Origin of the sequence: Mycobacterium tuberculosis complex sp. N0072, from assembly GCF_030323725.1 — a bacterium.
GTDB lineage: Bacteria > Actinomycetota > Actinomycetes > Mycobacteriales > Mycobacteriaceae > Mycobacterium > Mycobacterium tuberculosis.
In genome coordinates, this window is the sequence record NZ_CP040689.1 from 3,718,574 (window position 1) to 3,734,662 (window position 16,089).

Genomic DNA, 16,089 nt, shown 5'->3' on the forward strand with positions numbered 1-16,089 from the left:
ACACCCCTCAGCGAATTCTTGGCAACTTCTTGGACCTGGGCCGAGCAGACGCAAAAGCACCCCATTTCGGCACGAAATGGGGGCCCTTTGCGTCTCAGTGTCGGTGTTGTGTGTGCCGCGAGGTGGGTGTGTCGGTGTGACAGACGCCGTGTCGCGGTGGTTTGTTCCGGATCACCTGGTGTCTGGCTCACTTTGCGTCTGCCGTCCTCTTGGGGTTGGCGTTGAGCAGTATTGCCGGCACTAGGTGAGAAGGACCGGCCGGCGTGACTTGATAGGAGCGTGGCTTTCGCCCCGACTGAGATGTGTCCGCCGACCGGCCCAACCTCAACACTCCCTCAAGTGAAGGAGGCAACCACCATGGTTGTTGTTGGAACCGATGCGCACAAGTACAGCCACACCTTTGTGGCCACCGACGAAGTGGGTCGCCAACTCGGTGAGAAGACCGTCAAGGCCACCACGGCCGGGCACGCCACAGCCATCATGTGGGCCCGTGAACAGTTCGGCCTCGAGCTGATCTGGGGCATCGAGGACTGCCGCAACATGTCGGCGCGTCTGGAGCGTGACCTACTGGCGGCCGGCCAGCAGGTGGTGCGGGTACCCACCAAGCTGATGGCCCAGACCCGCAAGTCGGCGCGCAGTCGGGGCAAGTCGGATCCGATCGATGCGCTGGCGGTGGCGCGGGCGGTGCTGCGTGAAACCGACCTACCCCTGGCCACCCACGACGAGACGTCGCGGGAGTTGAAGTTGTTGACTGACCGTCGAGATGTCCTTGTGGCCCAACGCACGTCGGCGATCAACCGGTTGCGCTGGCTCGTCCATGAACTCGATCCCGAGCGGGCACCGGCAGCACGCTCGCTCGATGCCGCCAAGCACCAGCAGGCCCTGCGGACCTGGCTGGACACCCAGCCAGGATTGGTCGCCGAACTCGCGCGCGCCGAGCTGACCGACATCATCCGGCTCACCGGCGAGATCAACACCCTGGCCCAGCGCATCAGCGCCCGAGTCCACCAGGTCGCCCCCGCACTGCTGGAAATCCCTGGCTGCGCGGAGCTGACTGCAGCCAAAATCGTCGGCGAAGCCGCCGGAGTGACCCGGTTCAAAAGCGAAGCCGCCTTCGCCTGCCATGCCGCAGTGGCTCCCATCCCGGTGTGGTCGGGCAACACCGCCGGCCAGATGCGGCTCAGCCGCTCGGGCAACCGCCAGCTCAACGCCGCCCTACACCGCATCGCACTGACCCAAATCCGGATGACCGACAGCCGGGGCCAGGCCTACTACCAAAGGCTGCAAGACGCCGGGAAAACCAAACGCGCAGCACTACGCTGCCTCAAACGCCGCCTAGCCCGCACCGTCTTCCAGGCCCTGCGCACCGTCCACCAGCCCAGCTCCGAACACACCCAACCCGCGGCCGCTTGCCATAGGAGCTATTGCTCGTCACACCTCGGCGAGCCACCTCGTCTAACGGATATGACACAGAAAACCCGCATCCAGCCCCTACCTCCCAAGCGAGCCGGCCTGTTGATCCGCGCACTGTATCGGATCGCCAAGCGGCGCTTCGGCGAAGTTCCCGAGCCGTTCACGGTCACCGCACATCATCGGCGGCTGCTGATCGCCAATGTGGTGCACGAAGCCCTGCTGCAGCGAGCGTCGCGGAAGCTACCGCCCAGCGTCCGTGAGCTGGCGGTGTTTTGGACCGCCCGCAGCATCGGCTGCTCGTGGTGCGTGGACTTCGGAGCCATGCTGCAGCGCCTGGACGGGCTGGACGTGGACAGGCTCACGGACATCGACAATTACGCCACCTCATCGAAATTCAGCGACGACGAACGCGCCGCCATCGCCTACGCCGAGGCGATGACCGCAGACCCGCATTCGGTGACCGACGAGCAGGTGGCCGACCTGCGGGCCCGCTTCGGCGAGGCCGGCGTGATCGAGCTGACTTACCAGATCGGCGTGGAGAACATGCGAGCCCGGATGAATTCGGCGCTGGGCATCACCGAGCAAGGCTTCAATTCCGGTGATGCCTGCCGCGTCCCGTGGGCTGCGCCCGACGTTCCTTCAGCGGAGAGCCGGTGAACTTGTCGGGATTGGCGATATCCCACAGCGCGCACACCTTTCCGTCGCGCACGGTTATCGCGGTGATCCGCGGCGCCATCGCCCGATACCCGTCGACCCCGGGTAAGCCCGCCGTGTAGGCGCCGAGCTCTCCGTTGACCAGCGCCAGCTGATTCGCGCCGAAGAGCCCCGGGCCGTAACGCTGGACCAGCCCGAGTATGAACCGGACCACCTTGTCGGATCCGCGGACGGCCCGTACCGCTGTGGGCGCCTTGCCATTCGAATCGCCGGTAAACGTCACGTCGGGATGCAGCAGCGACACCACCGTGTCCAGGTCACCAGCGGCCATGGCGGCCATCAGCCGGCCGACCACCTCGTTGTGGGCCGGATCCGGATCCCCCGATATCAGGGCGGGCTGCGCCGTGACGGCCTTGCGGGCCCGCGACGCCAGCTGGCGCGCGGCGGCCTCGCTGGTTCCCAGCACCTCGGCCACTTCGGCAAACGGCACGGCGAACCCGTCGTGCAGCACGAACGCGACCCGCTGATCGGGGCGCAGCCGCTCCAGCACCACCATGGCCGCGAACCTGGCGTCCTCGGCGGCCACCACGGCGGCCAACGGATCGGTCGCGTCCAAGCCGGTGACCACCGGTTCGGGCAGCCAGGTGCCGGTGTAGGTCTCCCGCCGGTGCGCCGCCGACCTCAACTTGTCCAGACCCAGCCGGCTCACCACGGTGGTCAGCCAGGCCCGCGGGTCGGCGATCACGGTGTCCTGTGAGTCCCAGCGCAGCCAGGCCTCCTGCACGATGTCCTCAGCATCGGCGACCGTGCCGGTCAGCCTGTAGGCGACCGACATGAGATGCTGTCGCAGTGCCTCGAATTCGGAAACCTCCATCGAGGTCATTGCCCGAGCCTAGCGCTGCGCTCGCCAACACGACGACACGAAACCTTTGGTTGCACTTCGCCCGGCACGGTGCCGGCATCCAACACCCGGTCATCGTCCGCGGCGACGGCGTCACCATCTTCGACGACCGCGGCAAGAGCTATCTGGACGCCTTGTCCGGGCTGTTCGTGGTGCAGGTCGGTTACGGCCGGGCCGAACTCGCCGAGGCGGCCGCGCGGCAAGCCGGCACGCTGGGGTATTTCCCGCTCTGGGGGTATGCCACCCCGCCGGCGATCGAGCTCGCCGAGCGCCTGGCCCGCTACGCGCCCGGGGACCTAAACCGGGTGTTTTTCACCAGCGGCGGCACCGAGGCCGTCGAAACCGCCTGGAAGGTGGCCAAGCAGTACTTCAAGCTCACCGGCAAACCGGGCAAACACAAGGTCATTTCACGCTCGATCGCCTACCACGGCACCACCCAGGGCGCGCTGGCGATCACCGGCCTGCCATTGTTCAAGGCGCCATTCGAACCGCTGACGCCGGGCGGCTTCCGGGTGCCCAACACCAATTTCTACCGAGCACCGTTGCACACCGACCTCAAAGAGTTCGTGCGATGGGCTGCTGACCGGATCGCCGAGGCCATCGAGTTCGAAGGCCCCGACACCGTGGCCGCGGTGTTTTTGGAGCCGGTGCAGAACGCGGGCGGCTGCATCCCGGCGCCGCCGGGTTATTTCGAACGGGTCCGCGAGATCTGTGACCGCTACGACGTGCTGCTGGTCTCCGACGAGGTGATCTGTGCGTTCGGCCGGATCGGGTCGATGTTCGCCTGTGAAGACCTCGGCTACGTGCCCGACATGATCACCTGCGCCAAGGGCCTGACGTCGGGCTACTCGCCGCTGGGCGCGATGATCGCCAGCGACCGGTTGTTCGAACCGTTCAACGACGGCGAGACGATGTTCGCACACGGCTACACGTTTGGCGGTCATCCGGTGTCGGCGGCCGTCGGCCTGGCCAACCTCGACATCTTCGAGCGCGAGGGTCTCAGCGATCACGTCAAGCGGAATTCCCCCGCGCTGCGGGCCACCCTGGAGAAACTGTACGACCTGCCCATCGTCGGCGACATCCGCGGCGAGGGGTATTTCTTCGGCATCGAACTGGTCAAAGACCAGGCGACCAAGCAAACCTTCACCGATGACGAACGCGCACGACTGCTAGGCCAGGTATCCGCGGCGCTCTTTGAGGCCGGGCTGTACTGCCGCACCGACGACCGCGGGGACCCCGTCGTCCAGGTGGCTCCCCCGCTGATTAGCGGACAGCCCGAGTTCGACACCATCGAAACCATCCTGCGCAGCGTGCTCACCGACACCGGACGCAAATATCTTCATCTGTAACTTTCGTCCCGCCAGTCACAGCGCGGCTCCTCACGGTCGGGCCGCCGATCACCTACTCTGCACAGACGATGGCCTTCTTACGTTCGGTATCGTGCCTGGCAGCAGCCGTGTTTGCGGTAGGCACCGGAATTGGTCTACCTACCGCGGCCGGCGAACCCAATGCCGCACCGGCGGCGTGCCCGTACAAGGTGTCCACCCCACCCGCCGTGGACTCGTCGGAGGTTCCCGCGGCCGGTGAACCCCCACTGCCGCTGGTGGTACCCCCCACCCCGGTCGGCGGCAACGCGCTGGGCGGCTGCGGCATCATCACCGCCCCTGGCAGCGCGCCAGCGCCCGGCGACGTCTCAGCCGAGGCCTGGCTGGTGGCGGACCTGGACAGCGGCGCGGTGATCGCCGCCCGGGATCCGCACGGCCGGCACCGCCCGGCCAGCGTCATCAAGGTGCTGGTGGCGATGGCGTCCATCAACACGCTCACCCTCAACAAGTCGGTCGCCGGAACCGCCGACGACGCGGCGGTCGAGGGCACCAAAGTCGGGGTGAACACCGGTGGCACCTACACCGTCAACCAGCTGCTGCACGGGCTGCTGATGCACTCCGGCAACGACGCTGCGTACGCGCTGGCCAGGCAGCTCGGCGGCATGCCGGCCGCGCTGGAGAAAATCAATCTGCTGGCCGCCAAGCTGGGCGGCCGGGACACCCGAGTGGCCACGCCGTCCGGACTGGACGGGCCCGGCATGAGCACGTCGGCCTATGACATCGGCCTGTTCTACCGGTACGCGTGGCAGAACCCGGTCTTCGCCGACATCGTCGCGACCCGCACCTTCGACTTCCCGGGGCACGGCGACCATCCAGGCTACGAGTTGGAGAACGACAACCAGCTGCTCTACAACTATCCGGGCGCGCTCGGCGGCAAGACCGGCTATACCGACGACGCGGGGCAGACCTTCGTGGGCGCGGCCAACCGCGACGGCCGGCGGCTGATGACGGTGCTGCTGCACGGGACCCGGCAGCCGATCCCGCCGTGGGAGCAGGCGGCGCACCTGCTCGACTACGGGTTCAACACCCCGGCAGGCACCCAGATCGGGACACTGATCGAACCCGACCCGTCGCTGATGTCCACCGACCGCAATCCCGCCGACCGGCAACGAGTCGACCCCCAGGCCGCGGCGCGGATATCGGCCGCCGACGCCCTTCCGGTGCGGGTTGGCGTGGCCGTCATCGGCGCCCTGATCGTGTTCGGGTTGATCATGGTCGCGCGGGCGATGAACCGCCGGCCGCAGCACTAGCTGCTTACCCCGATACCTTCGGCGTCGTTTGCGGGCGGGCATCCTAGCCGGCCTTGGTCGGCACCGAAATCGGGGCTTGACCAGCGGTTGACCGCGTGACGACGCTGTGGCAGCCTCATCGAAATGACTACAGCCCTATACCAGGACGCGGGGTTCACGCCCGCCGGGGCGCCCGACGACCCCGACCGCGTGGTGGACGTGCTGAGCGCCCCGGTACCGGTCAACTGACCAGATCGGGGCGCCGGGCGCTCCTCGTCGGGCTCACCGCCGCCAGCGTCGGCGTCCTCTACGGGTACGACCTTTCCGCCATCGCGGGTGCGTTGCTGTCTCTCAGCGAGGAATTCGAACTCACCACTCGAGAACAGGAGTTGCTGACCACCACGGCGGTGCTCGGCCAGATCGCCGGGGCGCTTGGCGGCGGCATCCTCGCCAACGCGATCGGACGCAAGAAATCGGTGGTGCTCATCGTCGCCGGCTACGCAGTGTTCGCCCTGCTCGGCGCGACCTCGGTGTCCGTACCGATGCTGGTGGTGGCGCGTCTGCTGCTGGGTGTGACAATCGGCCTGTCGGTGGTGGTGGTGCCGGTGTATGTGGCCGAGTCGGCGCCGGCGGCGGTGCGTGGGTCGTTGGTGACCGCGTATCAGCTGGCGACGCTTAGCGGCATCGTCGTCGGTTACCTGGTCGGCTACCTGTTGGCCGGATCGCACGGCTGGCGCGCGATGTTCGGGCTGGCCGCCGCGCCGGCCACGCTGCTGTTGCCGTTGTTGTGGCGCATGCCCGATACCGCCCGCTGGTATCTGCTCAAGGGCCGGATCGCCGACGCGCGTAGCGCGCTGCGGCGGATCCAGCCGGAGGCCGACATCGATGCCGAGCTGGCCGATATGGCGGCCGCGGTCGACGAACGCGGCGGCGGTATCGGCGAAATGGTGCGGCGGCCGTATCTGCGGGCCACGCTGTTCGTCATCGCGCTCGGCTTCCTCGTCCAGATCACCGGGATCAACGCGATCATCTACTACAGTCCGCGACTTTTCGCCGCCATGGGCTTCGCGGGCTATTTCGCGATGCTTGCCCTGCCCGCGATGGTGCAAGTCGCCGGCTTGGCGGCGGTGTGTGCCTCGCTGTTTCTGGTCGATCGGCTGGGCCGTCGCCCGATCCTGTTGTCCGGCATCGCGACGATGATCACCGCAGATGCCGTGCTGATCACCGTATTCGCCAACGACTCCGATGGTGGCACGGGGCTGGTGTTGGGGTTCGCCGGCGTGCTGCTGTTCATCATCGGGTTCAACTTCGGATTCGGCTCGCTGGTCTGGGTGTACGCCGCGGAGAGCTTCCCGTCCCGGCTGCGGTCGATGGGATCGAGCCTGATGCTCACCTCGACACTGACGGCCAACGCGATCGTTGCCGCCTTCTCGCTCACCATGCTGCGTGTGCTCGGCGGCGCAGGCGTTTTCGCGGTCTTCGGCACGTTCGCCGTCGTCGCGTTCGTGGTCGTGTACCGCTTTGCGCCGGAGACCAAGGGCCGCAAACTCGAGGAGATCCGGCACTTCTGGGAGAACGGCGGCCGCTGGCCCGCCGAGCGGTCACCGGCGGCGGACGAACCGTGACCGTGCTCGGCGCCGACGCCGTCGTCATCGACGGCCGGATATGCCGGCCAGGGTGGGTGCACACCGCCGATGGTCGGATTCTCTCCGGTGGCGCTGGGGCACCGCCCATGCCGGCCGACGCGGAATTCCCCGATGCGATCGTGGTGCCCGGCTTTGTCGATATGCATGTGCACGGCGGGGGCGGCGCGTCGTTCGCCGACGGCAACGCCGCAGACATCGCCCGTGCGGCCGAGTTTCACCTGCGGCACGGCACCACTACCACGCTGGCCAGTCTGGTCACCGCGGGCCCCGCCGAGTTGCTCTCCGCCGTGGGCGCTTTGGCCGAGGCAACTCGGGACGGCGTCGTCGCGGGCATCCATCTGGAGGGGCCGTGGCTGAGCCCAGCGCGGTGCGGAGCGCACGACCACACCCGGATGCGTGCCCCGGATCCCGCCGAGATCGAGTCGGTGCTCGCCGCCGCCGACGGCGCCGTCCGGATGGTCACGTTGGCACCCGAGTTGCCCGGAAGCGATGCGGCGATCCGGCGCTTCCGTGACGCCGAAGTGGTTGTCGCCGTGGGGCATACGGATGCGACCTACACACAGACCCGACACGCCATCGACCTGGGCGCGACAGTCGGCACCCACCTGTTCAACGCGATGCCGCCGCTGGACCATCGGGCGCCCGGACCCGTGCTGGCGTTGCTGTGCGACCCGCGGGTGACCGTCGAAATCATCGCCGACGGCGTGCACGTGCACCCCGCGGTGGTGCACGCGGTGATCGAAGCCGTCGGTCCCGATCGGGTCGCCGTGGTCACCGACGCGATCGCCGCGGCCGGATGCGGCGATGGCGCGTTCCGGCTCGGCACAATGCCGATCGAGGTCGAGTCGAGCGTGGCACGGGTGGCTGGTGCGTCGACGCTGGCGGGCAGCACCACCACCATGGATCAGCTCTTCCGGACGGTGGCTGGGCTCGGCTCGAAGTCGGACTCAGCCGGCGATGTGGCGCTGGCCGCCGCGGTGCAGGTGACCTCGGCGACGCCGGCCCGCGCTCTCGGGCTCACCGGGGTGGGCCGGCTGGCGGCGGGCTATGCCGCCAATCTTGTTGTGCTGGACCGTGATCTGCGGGTGACGGCCGTCATGGTCAACGATGACTGGCGGGTGGGCTGAGCGTCCGTGGAGGCCCGTCACAATGCCCAGGCTCGCACCGTGAGTACTCGGTCAACGTTGACGGTTGCCCCGGCGACCCGGTCACTCTGGCGAGGGCTACCGGCGCCGCGCGGCTTGTACCGCAATCATCCGATCGCCGCGAAGCGCTCGGCAGCCGGCTTGGGCGGTAGCCGACGACACGGGTACGGTCTCACGGCGCGAGCCTGATAAAGCCCGGCGGCATGGGTCGTGCAGGCGACGGCTCTACCGGTCCGTCACCACCGCCGCCACCACCGCTGCCGGCGCCGCCACTGCCGGCAGCGCCCCCGGACTGCGGAACACCAGCAGGCGGCTCAACCTCTGGCGGCGGGGGCGGCGGCTGTTGCGGCGGCGCTGGTCGCGGTGGCGGCGGTGCCACGATCGGCGGGGGTGGAATCAGGGTCTGCGCCGCCGGCGGCGGTACCGGAATCGGCGGCGGATTCGGTATCAGGGGATCCCCCGCGCGAACCGCTCCGAGCACCGAGGCAAGCATCGCACCCGTCGGTTCCCGCCATCCCGGCGACATGATGGTCATGTCCGACACCGACGCCCGCAGGTCGCTTCCCGAGTTGACCGCGCTGCGCGTGGACGCCGCAACGCGATGCGTCGGTTCATTCGATCCCGGCTCGAAATTGGCCATGGCGAACGCCATCTTGCTGTGATGGTTCGGGCAGTAGATCTCCACTGCCGCACTGATAAATCGGGTCATGGTCGTCGTGAGGCGGACAGGGTAGAGGCGCATGACCGGGTCTATGTTGTAGGCATCGTTGCGTAACCCGTCCACAATGTCGTTCACCGGCATGCCGCCATCGAGTTTGCGACACACTTTGTGGGCCGCGTCGATGACGCGAGGCACATTCGCGACGGCGGGGATTTCCTTTTTCTCGAGCAGCGCCAGAAACCGATCGTCTTGGTTTGGGTCGGCCGCTGCTGGGCCGTCGTGCAGAATTGCGGCGCCGATCAGCACCACTAAGGCGGCACCCAGGGCGCCGGCATGGCTAGCGATGCCGGTGAACATGATGGGGTTTCCGTTCTGCTAAAAGCCGTTACCTGGCGGGCTTTGGATCGCGATCCACGCCATAGGTGTGGCTGTCTGGTCAGGTTTGACCGGCGCCATGATGTCGTTTCACAGCGCCGATGCAGTCTGGGAGGGGACCAGGGCATGGGTGCATTGAGGAGCCAGATCCAGAGAACCACACCGGAGCCGCTGGCCGAGGCTCATCCACAAGCCTTCGATCCCGCTCCCGTTGTCGGCATGGGCGCCTGCCGACGGAATCAGCGGATGGTCATAGTGGCGTCGGGCGCCAGGCCTGCGCGGGCACACGCGGTGCGGTGTCGATGGTTGTTCTCATCTGGTAACTCCTTTCCGCAGGCCGCAATTCAGCGGTATGGGCTCACCGAGATCAGGCTCGTCACGATCGCCCGCACTGCTGGCGGCTCACATGTACCCAGTGTTAACCTTCTAGTGCACTAGAAGGTCAAGGGGAGTCGCATGAAGATCAGCGAGGTAGCCGCGCTCACCAACACCAGCACCAAGACCCTCCGCTTCTACGAGAACTCGGGGCTGCTGCCGCCGCCTGCACGCACAGCATCGGGGTATCGCAACTATGGACCCGAGATCGTGGATCGGCTGCGGTTTATCCATCGGGGCCAAGCGGCCGGGCTGGCATTACAGGAAGTACGCCAAATCCTGGCCATCCACGACCGCGGCGAGGCGCCGTGCGCACACGTCCGCCAACTACTGAGCACCCGCATCGACGAAGTCCGCGCGCAGATCGCCGAACTGATTGCCCTCGAAGGCCACTTGCAGACCCTGCTTGACCACGCTTCATATGGCCCGCCCACCGAACACGACCACTCCACGGTGTGTTGGATCCTGGAAAGCGACCTCGATGAGCCCACCGCCATCGAGGTCAGCGACATTCACGCCTAGAGGTCGCTGGGTACGCGGGCTGGCCCACGGGTTTTACGCCGAAGCCGTCGCCGCCCACGCGGTGGCGAACAGGATCAGCCACGCGGTGACGAACGCGAACACCATCAACCCCAGCACCGGCCCGAACACCGCGCCCGCCGGGCTGCGCAACACTATCTGCAGGTAGATCGCCCCCACCTGCTTGAACAGCTCGAAGCCGACCGCCGCCATCAACCCGGCCCGCGCCGCGGTGACCAAACCGACCGGCTCCCGCGGCAGCCGGCCAATCATCCAGGTGAACAGCACCCACGACACCAGCACCGATACCAGCACCGAGATGCCCCGAAAGATCTCGTCGAACACTGAAAACTGGGGTATTTCAAGCCATCTCAGTACCGCAGCCATCGGCCTGGCATGGCCGAGCACGGTGAGCGCGATGGTGGCCACGATCACCACGAACGTCCCCACCATGGCCGCTAGATCCGACAGTTTGGTGCGCAAGTAGCCCGCCGGAGCGACTGGATGTGCCCACATCTGGCTCAACGCTTCCCGCAGGTGCCACATCCAGCCCAGGCCCACCCAGGCCGCGGTCGCCAGACCGATCACCCCGACCGACGCGCGTGCATCGATCGCCGAATTCATCAGGTCGACCAGCTGCTGTCCCACCGCACCGGAGACCGAGGTGCGGATGCGCTCCTCGAGCGTGGTCAGCAGCTCCGGACGACGCGACAACGCGAATCCACCCACCCCGAAACCGACCATCAGCAAAGGAAATATCGCAAAGATCGTGTAGTAGGTGAGTCCGGCCGCAAAAAGACTGCCGTTGCGATCGTTAAAGCGCGTGAACGCACGCACGACATGGTCCAACCACCCGAACCGGGCCCGCAGCCGGTCAAGCACCCCTGGCTCGGCGAGCTCGCCCATGATCGACTGCCCTACCCCCGTTATAGAAGGAACCCGAGCCGATCGTAGACTCGCTGAACCGTTTTGCTGGCCACATCGTGGGCGCGCTGCGCCCCGGCGGCGAGCACGGCCTCCAGCTCCGCGGGATCTGCGGTCAATTCGTCAACTCTGGCTTGGATCGGGTTGACGAATTCGACGACGGCCTCGGCGGTGTCTTTCTTCAAATCGCCGTAGCCGTGTCCGGCATAGCCGTCGACGAGAACGTCGATGTCGGTCCCGGTGACCGCCGACTGGATGTTCAACAGGTTAGACACCCCTGGCTTGACGTCCGGGTCATAGCGGATGTCACGTTCGCTGTCGGTCACGGCGGAGCGAATCTTCTTGGCGGACAATGCCGGATCGTCGAGCAGGTTGATCAAACCGGCATCGGTGCCCGCCGATTTGCTCATCTTTGACGTCGGGTCTTGTAGATCGTAGATTTTGGCGGTCATCTTGGGGATGAGCACGTCGGGAACCACCAGGGTGCCGGGGAATCGGCTGTTGAACCGTTGCGCGACGTCGCGGGCCAGCTCGAGGTGCTGCCGCTGATCCTCCCCGACGGGCACCAGCTCGGTGTCGTAGGCCAACACGTCCGCGGCCTGCAGTACCGGGTAGGTGAACAGGCCGACGGTGGTGGCCTCGCTGCCCTGACGCGCCGACTTGTCTTTGAACTGGGTCATCCGCGACGCCTGGCCAAAGCCGGTGAAACAACCCAGCACCCACGCCAGCTGGGTGTGAGCCGGCACCTGACTTTGCACGAAGATGGTGGCGCGGCCGGGATCGATTCCCAACGCCAGGTATTGCGCGGCGGTAATCAGGGTCCGGCGCCGCAGTGCCTCGGGATCCTGAGGGATGGTGATCGCATGCAGGTCGACCACGCAGAAGAACGCATCGTGGTCATCCTGCAAGCCAACCCATTGGGCGACGGCGCCCAAGGCATTACCGAGGTGAAGCGAGTCAGACGTGGGCTGCACGCCGGAGAAGATCCGGCGGGACCCGGTAGGGGTGCTCATGATGCCCCGATCCTTTCACGCGGGGTGCCCTCCCCGTCGACCACCGGTCACCACGCTGCTTGCGGTACCGGCGGTACCGGCTTTAGTGTCGGCTCTATGCGCAGTCCGATACGCGTGGGTTCGGGAGAGCCGGTCCTACTGCTACACCCGTTCTTGATGTCCCAAACGGTGTGGGAGAAGGTCGCCCAGCAGCTGGCCGACACCGGCCGCTTCGAGGTATTTGCCCCCACGATGGCCGGCCACAACGGCGGACCGGCCTCGGGCACCCGGTTTTTGTCCTCGGCGGTGCTGGCCGACCACGTCGAACGCCAGCTCGACGAACTGGGCTGGGAAACCAGCCATATCGTCGGCAACTCGTTGGGCGGCTGGGTCGCGTTCGAACTCGAACGACGTGGCCGGGCACGCAGCGTGACCGGTATCGCCCCGGCGGGCGGTTGGACCCGCTGGAGTCCGGTCAAGTTCGAAGTGATCGCTAAGTTCATCGCAGGGGCGCCGATCTTGGCCGTCGCCCACATTCTTGGCCAACGGGCGCTTCGGCTGCCGTTCAGCCGCCTGCTGGCCACCCTGCCGATCAGCGCCACACCGGACGGCGTGAGCGAGCGCGAGCTGTCCGGCATCATCGACGACGCCGCGCACTGCCCGGCCTATTTTCAGCTGCTGGTCAAGGCGCTGGTGCTGCCCGGGCTGCAGGAGTTGGAACACACCGCCGTGCCCTCGCACGTGGTGCTGTGCGAGCAGGACCGGGTGGTCCCTCCCAGCAGGTTCAGCCGTCATTTCACCGACTCACTGCCGGCGGGCCACCGGCTCACCGTGCTCGACGGCGTCGGTCACGTTCCGATGTTCGAGGCTCCGGGGCGCATCACTGAGCTGATCACCAGCTTCATCGAAGAGTGCTGCCCGCATGTCCGGGCCAGTTAGCGGGCGCGAGCAGACGCAAAATCGCCCATTTCGGCACGAAATTGGGCGATTTTGCGTCTGCTCGCCCTAATTGGCCAGCTCCTTTTCCAGGTTGTCGGCGATCGCATCGAGGAATTCCTCGCTATTCAGCCAGTCCTGCTCCGGACCGATGAGGATCGCGAGGTCCTTGGTCATCTTCCCGCTCTCCACCGTGGCGATGACGACGGACTCCAGCTTGTGGGCGAAGTCGATGACTTCGGGAGTGCCATCCAGCTTGCCGCGATGCTGTAATCCGCGGGTCCAGGCAAAGATCGACGCGATCGGGTTTGTTGAGGTCGGTTTACCGGCCTGATACTGCCGGTAATGCCGGGTGACGGTGCCGTGGGCGGCTTCGGCCTCGACTGTCTTGCCGTCGGCCGTCATCAGCACCGACGTCATCAGGCCCAGCGAGCCGTAGCCCTGTGCGACGGTGTCCGACTGCACGTCGCCGTCGTAGTTCTTGCACGCCCAGACGTAACCGCCTTCCCATTTCAGGCAGGCGGCGACCATGTCGTCGATCAACCGATGCTCGTAGGTCAGCCCCGCCGCTTCGAACTGCGCCTTGAATTCCTCTTCGTAGACGCGCTCGAACTCGTCTTTGAACATCCCGTCGTAGGCCTTGAGGATGGTGTTCTTGGTGGACAGATATACCGGCCATTTCGCGTTGAGGCCGTAGGAGAACGACGCGCGCGCGAAATCCCGGATGGATTCCTTGAAGTTGTACATCCCCAGCACGACGCCGCCGTCCTCGGGGATGGACACCATTTCGTGCACGATCGGCGCGCTGCCGTCGGCGGGCGTGAAAGTCAGTGTGACGGTGCCCGGTTGGTCGACCTTGAAGTTCGTCGCCCGATATTGGTCACCAAAAGCGTGCCGGCCGATGACGATCGGCTTGGTCCACCCCGGAACCAGTCGCGGCACATTAGAAATCACGATAGGTTCGCGAAAGATTGTGCCGCCCAAGATGTTCCGGATTGTCCCATTGGGCGACAGCCACATCTTCTTCAGGTTGAATTCCTCGACACGGGCCTCGTCGGGGGTGATCGTCGCGCACTTTACGCCCACACCGTGTTTCTTGATCGCATACGCCGCGTCGATCGTCACCTGGTCGTCGGTGGCGTCGCGGTGCTCGATGCCCAAGTCGTAATAGTCCAAGCGGATGTCGAGATAGGGAAGGATAAGCATGTCCTTGATGAGCTTCCAGATGACACGGGTCATCTCGTCACCGTCGAGCTCTACGACCGGACCGCTGACTTTTATCTTGGGTGCGTTGGACATGGGAGTCCACATCAGATTACTAGCAGCCCGCGCGGGCCCCTAGCGGCCGGTAAAGGGCCAGTTGAGACCGCCGGAGTTGTGCTTTGAGTTGGCACTGAGTAGCTGCCATGCGCTAGGCTTCGAGTCGGTCATGAGCGCCAGCGTCAAGCCCCGGCTTGCTGGCCGGCAACCCTCCAACCGCGGTGGGGTGCCCCGGGTGATGACCAGGTTGAGTAGCCATCGCCGGCTGCGCGGCAAGCGCGGGTCCGCCATGACGGGCCCCTGACCAGACGGGGAAAGCTCATGAGCGCCGACAGCAATAGCACCGACGCCGATCCGACCGCGCATTGGTCGTTCGAAACCAAACAGATACACGCTGGTCAGCACCCTGATCCGACCACCAACGCCCGGGCTCTGCCGATCTATGCGACCACGTCGTACACCTTCGACGACACCGCGCACGCCGCCGCCCTGTTCGGACTGGAAATTCCGGGCAATATCTACACCCGGATCGGCAACCCCACCACCGACGTCGTCGAGCAGCGCATCGCCGCGCTCGAGGGCGGTGTGGCCGCGCTGTTCCTGTCGTCGGGGCAGGCCGCGGAGACGTTCGCCATCTTGAACCTGGCCGGCGCGGGCGATCACATCGTGTCCAGCCCGCGCCTGTACGGCGGCACCTACAACCTGTTCCACTATTCGCTGGCCAAGCTCGGCATCGAGGTCAGCTTCGTCGACGATCCGGACGATCTGGACACCTGGCAGGCGGCGGTACGGCCCAACACCAAGGCGTTCTTCGCCGAGACCATCTCCAACCCGCAGATCGACCTGCTGGACACCCCGGCGGTTTCCGAGGTCGCCCATCGCAACGGGGTGCCGTTGATCGTCGACAACACCATCGCCACGCCATACCTGATCCAACCGTTGGCCCAGGGCGCCGACATCGTCGTGCATTCGGCCACCAAGTACCTGGGCGGGCACGGTGCCGCCATCGCGGGTGTGATCGTCGACGGCGGCAACTTCGATTGGACCCAGGGCCGCTTCCCCGGCTTCACCACCCCCGACCCCAGCTACCACGGCGTGGTGTTCGCCGAGCTGGGTCCACCGGCGTTTGCGCTCAAAGCTCGAGTGCAGCTGCTCCGTGACTACGGCTCGGCGGCTTCGCCGTTCAACGCGTTCTTGGTGGCGCAGGGTCTGGAAACGCTGAGCCTGCGGATCGAGCGGCACGTCGCCAACGCGCAGCGCGTCGCCGAGTTCCTGGCCGCCCGCGACGACGTGCTTTCGGTCAACTATGCGGGGCTGCCCTCCTCGCCCTGGCATGAGCGGGCCAAGAGGCTGGCGCCCAAGGGAACCGGGGCCGTGCTGTCCTTCGAGTTGGCCGGCGGCATCGAGGCCGGCAAGGCATTCGTGAACGCGTTGAAGCTGCACAGCCACGTCGCCAACATCGGTGACGTGCGCTCGCTGGTGATCCACCCGGCATCGACCACTCATGCCCAGCTGAGCCCGGCCGAGCAGCTGGCGACCGGGGTCAGCCCGGGCCTGGTGCGTTTGGCTGTGGGCATCGAAGGTATCGACGATATCCTGGCCGACCTGGAGCTTGGCTTTGCCGCGGCCCGCAGATTCAGCGCCGACCCGCAGTCCGTGGCGGCGTTCTGAGGA

13 protein-coding genes and 1 riboswitch are annotated in these 16,089 nt (G+C 66.3%); of the genes, 8 read left to right on the plus strand and 5 right to left on the minus strand.

All coding sequences use genetic code 11. The features are described from left to right. The first annotated feature begins 357 nt into the window (after positions 1-357). The gene (locus tag FF952_RS17560) at positions 358-2,070 is read left to right on the plus strand and encodes an IS110 family RNA-guided transposase (RefSeq protein WP_003905037.1); all 1,713 of its coding nucleotides are present in this window, start codon (positions 358-360) and stop codon (positions 2,068-2,070) included. Here FF952_RS17560 and sigJ read toward each other — a convergent pair. Continuing rightward, positions 2,003-2,941 (minus strand): sigma-70 family RNA polymerase sigma factor SigJ, encoded by a 939-nt coding sequence (gene sigJ, locus FF952_RS17565; RefSeq protein ID WP_003417413.1) that lies wholly within the window; start codon positions 2,939-2,941, stop codon positions 2,003-2,005. The two genes, FF952_RS17560 and sigJ, sit on opposite strands and share 68 nt — an antisense overlap. An 8-nt stretch (positions 2,942-2,949) precedes the next feature. Here sigJ and FF952_RS17570 point away from each other — a divergent pair, with 8 nt between their 5' ends. From FF952_RS17570 to nagA, 4 genes are all read left to right on the plus strand, one after another. Then, positions 2,950-4,317 (plus strand): aspartate aminotransferase family protein, encoded by a 1,368-nt coding sequence (locus FF952_RS17570; protein ID WP_078442289.1) that lies wholly within the window; start codon positions 2,950-2,952, stop codon positions 4,315-4,317. Between the two features lie 68 nt (positions 4,318-4,385). Beyond that, positions 4,386-5,603 (plus strand): D-alanyl-D-alanine carboxypeptidase DacB1, encoded by a 1,218-nt coding sequence (gene dacB1, locus FF952_RS17575; RefSeq protein WP_003417415.1) that lies wholly within the window; start codon positions 4,386-4,388, stop codon positions 5,601-5,603. 224 nt (positions 5,604-5,827) lie between these two features. Further along, positions 5,828-7,207 (plus strand): sugar porter family MFS transporter, encoded by a 1,380-nt coding sequence (locus FF952_RS17580; protein WP_003912183.1) that lies wholly within the window; start codon positions 5,828-5,830, stop codon positions 7,205-7,207. After that, positions 7,204-8,355: an N-acetylglucosamine-6-phosphate deacetylase gene (nagA, locus tag FF952_RS17585; RefSeq protein WP_003417418.1), complete on the plus strand. Its 1,152-nt coding sequence runs from the start codon at positions 7,204-7,206 to the stop codon at positions 8,353-8,355. Before FF952_RS17580 ends, nagA begins: the two co-directional genes overlap by 4 nt. A gap of 190 nt (positions 8,356-8,545) precedes the next feature. On the opposite strand, the gene prp1 is transcribed toward nagA, so the two are convergent. Further along, positions 8,546-9,391: a PDZ-interacting protease regulator Ppr1 gene (gene prp1 / locus FF952_RS17590; protein WP_003417421.1), complete on the minus strand. Its 846-nt coding sequence runs from the start codon at positions 9,389-9,391 to the stop codon at positions 8,546-8,548. A 474-nt stretch (positions 9,392-9,865) separates the two neighbouring features. Here prp1 and FF952_RS17595 point away from each other — a divergent pair, with 474 nt between their 5' ends. After that, positions 9,866-10,306 carry a hypoxia response transcriptional regulator gene (locus tag FF952_RS17595; RefSeq protein ID WP_003900026.1) on the plus strand — a complete coding sequence of 147 codons (441 nt, stop codon included), beginning with the start codon at positions 9,866-9,868 and terminating at the stop codon, positions 10,304-10,306. 33 nt (positions 10,307-10,339) lie between these two features. Here the strand turns inward: FF952_RS17595 and yhjD are convergent, their stop codons facing one another. Both yhjD and trpS read right to left on the minus strand, forming a co-directional pair. Next, entirely contained in the window at positions 10,340-11,209 is an 870-nt protein-coding gene (gene yhjD, locus FF952_RS17600; protein WP_003417435.1) for an inner membrane protein YhjD, read from the minus strand. Between the two features lie 20 nt (positions 11,210-11,229). Next, positions 11,230-12,240, minus strand: a complete 1,011-nt coding sequence (gene trpS, locus FF952_RS17605) for a tryptophan--tRNA ligase (protein WP_003417440.1) — start codon at positions 12,238-12,240, stop codon at positions 11,230-11,232. 96 nt (positions 12,241-12,336) lie between these two features. On the opposite strand from trpS, the gene ephH reads away from it, so the two are divergent. After that, positions 12,337-13,158, plus strand: coding sequence for an epoxide hydrolase EphH (gene ephH / locus FF952_RS17610; protein ID WP_044083113.1), 822 nt, complete (start codon positions 12,337-12,339; stop codon positions 13,156-13,158). Positions 13,159-13,224: 66 nt separating this feature from the next. Here the strand turns inward: ephH and FF952_RS17615 are convergent, their stop codons facing one another. Next, a complete protein-coding gene (locus FF952_RS17615) occupies positions 13,225-14,454 on the minus strand; it encodes an NADP-dependent isocitrate dehydrogenase (RefSeq protein ID WP_003417452.1) in 1,230 nt (409 codons plus the stop codon). A 126-nt stretch (positions 14,455-14,580) separates the two neighbouring features. Next, positions 14,581-14,700, plus strand: a riboswitch (SAM riboswitch). 36 nt (positions 14,701-14,736) lie between these two features. Between FF952_RS17615 and FF952_RS17620 the strand changes: the two genes are divergently transcribed. Then, entirely contained in the window at positions 14,737-16,086 is a 1,350-nt protein-coding gene (locus FF952_RS17620; protein ID WP_003900028.1) for a bifunctional o-acetylhomoserine/o-acetylserine sulfhydrylase, read from the plus strand. The last annotated feature ends 3 nt before the right edge of the window (positions 16,087-16,089 follow it).

Excerpts from the sequence above, each read along its gene's own strand:
- FF952_RS17560 (WP_003905037.1), top strand. The coding sequence starts at position 358 with ATGGTTGTTGTTGGAACCGATGCGCACAAGTACAGCCACACCTTTGTG.
- sigJ (WP_003417413.1), bottom strand. The coding sequence starts at position 2,941 with ATGGAGGTTTCCGAATTCGAGGCACTGCGACAGCATCTCATGTCGGTC.
- dacB1 (WP_003417415.1), top strand. The coding sequence starts at position 4,386 with ATGGCCTTCTTACGTTCGGTATCGTGCCTGGCAGCAGCCGTGTTTGCG.
- prp1 (WP_003417421.1), bottom strand. The coding sequence starts at position 9,391 with ATGTTCACCGGCATCGCTAGCCATGCCGGCGCCCTGGGTGCCGCCTTA.
- FF952_RS17595 (WP_003900026.1), top strand. The coding sequence starts at position 9,866 with ATGAAGATCAGCGAGGTAGCCGCGCTCACCAACACCAGCACCAAGACC.
- yhjD (WP_003417435.1), bottom strand. The coding sequence starts at position 11,209 with ATGGGCGAGCTCGCCGAGCCAGGGGTGCTTGACCGGCTGCGGGCCCGG.
- trpS (WP_003417440.1), bottom strand. The coding sequence starts at position 12,240 with ATGAGCACCCCTACCGGGTCCCGCCGGATCTTCTCCGGCGTGCAGCCC.
- ephH (WP_044083113.1), top strand. The coding sequence starts at position 12,337 with ATGCGCAGTCCGATACGCGTGGGTTCGGGAGAGCCGGTCCTACTGCTA.
- FF952_RS17615 (WP_003417452.1), bottom strand. The coding sequence starts at position 14,454 with ATGTCCAACGCACCCAAGATAAAAGTCAGCGGTCCGGTCGTAGAGCTC.
- FF952_RS17620 (WP_003900028.1), top strand. The coding sequence starts at position 14,737 with ATGAGCGCCGACAGCAATAGCACCGACGCCGATCCGACCGCGCATTGG.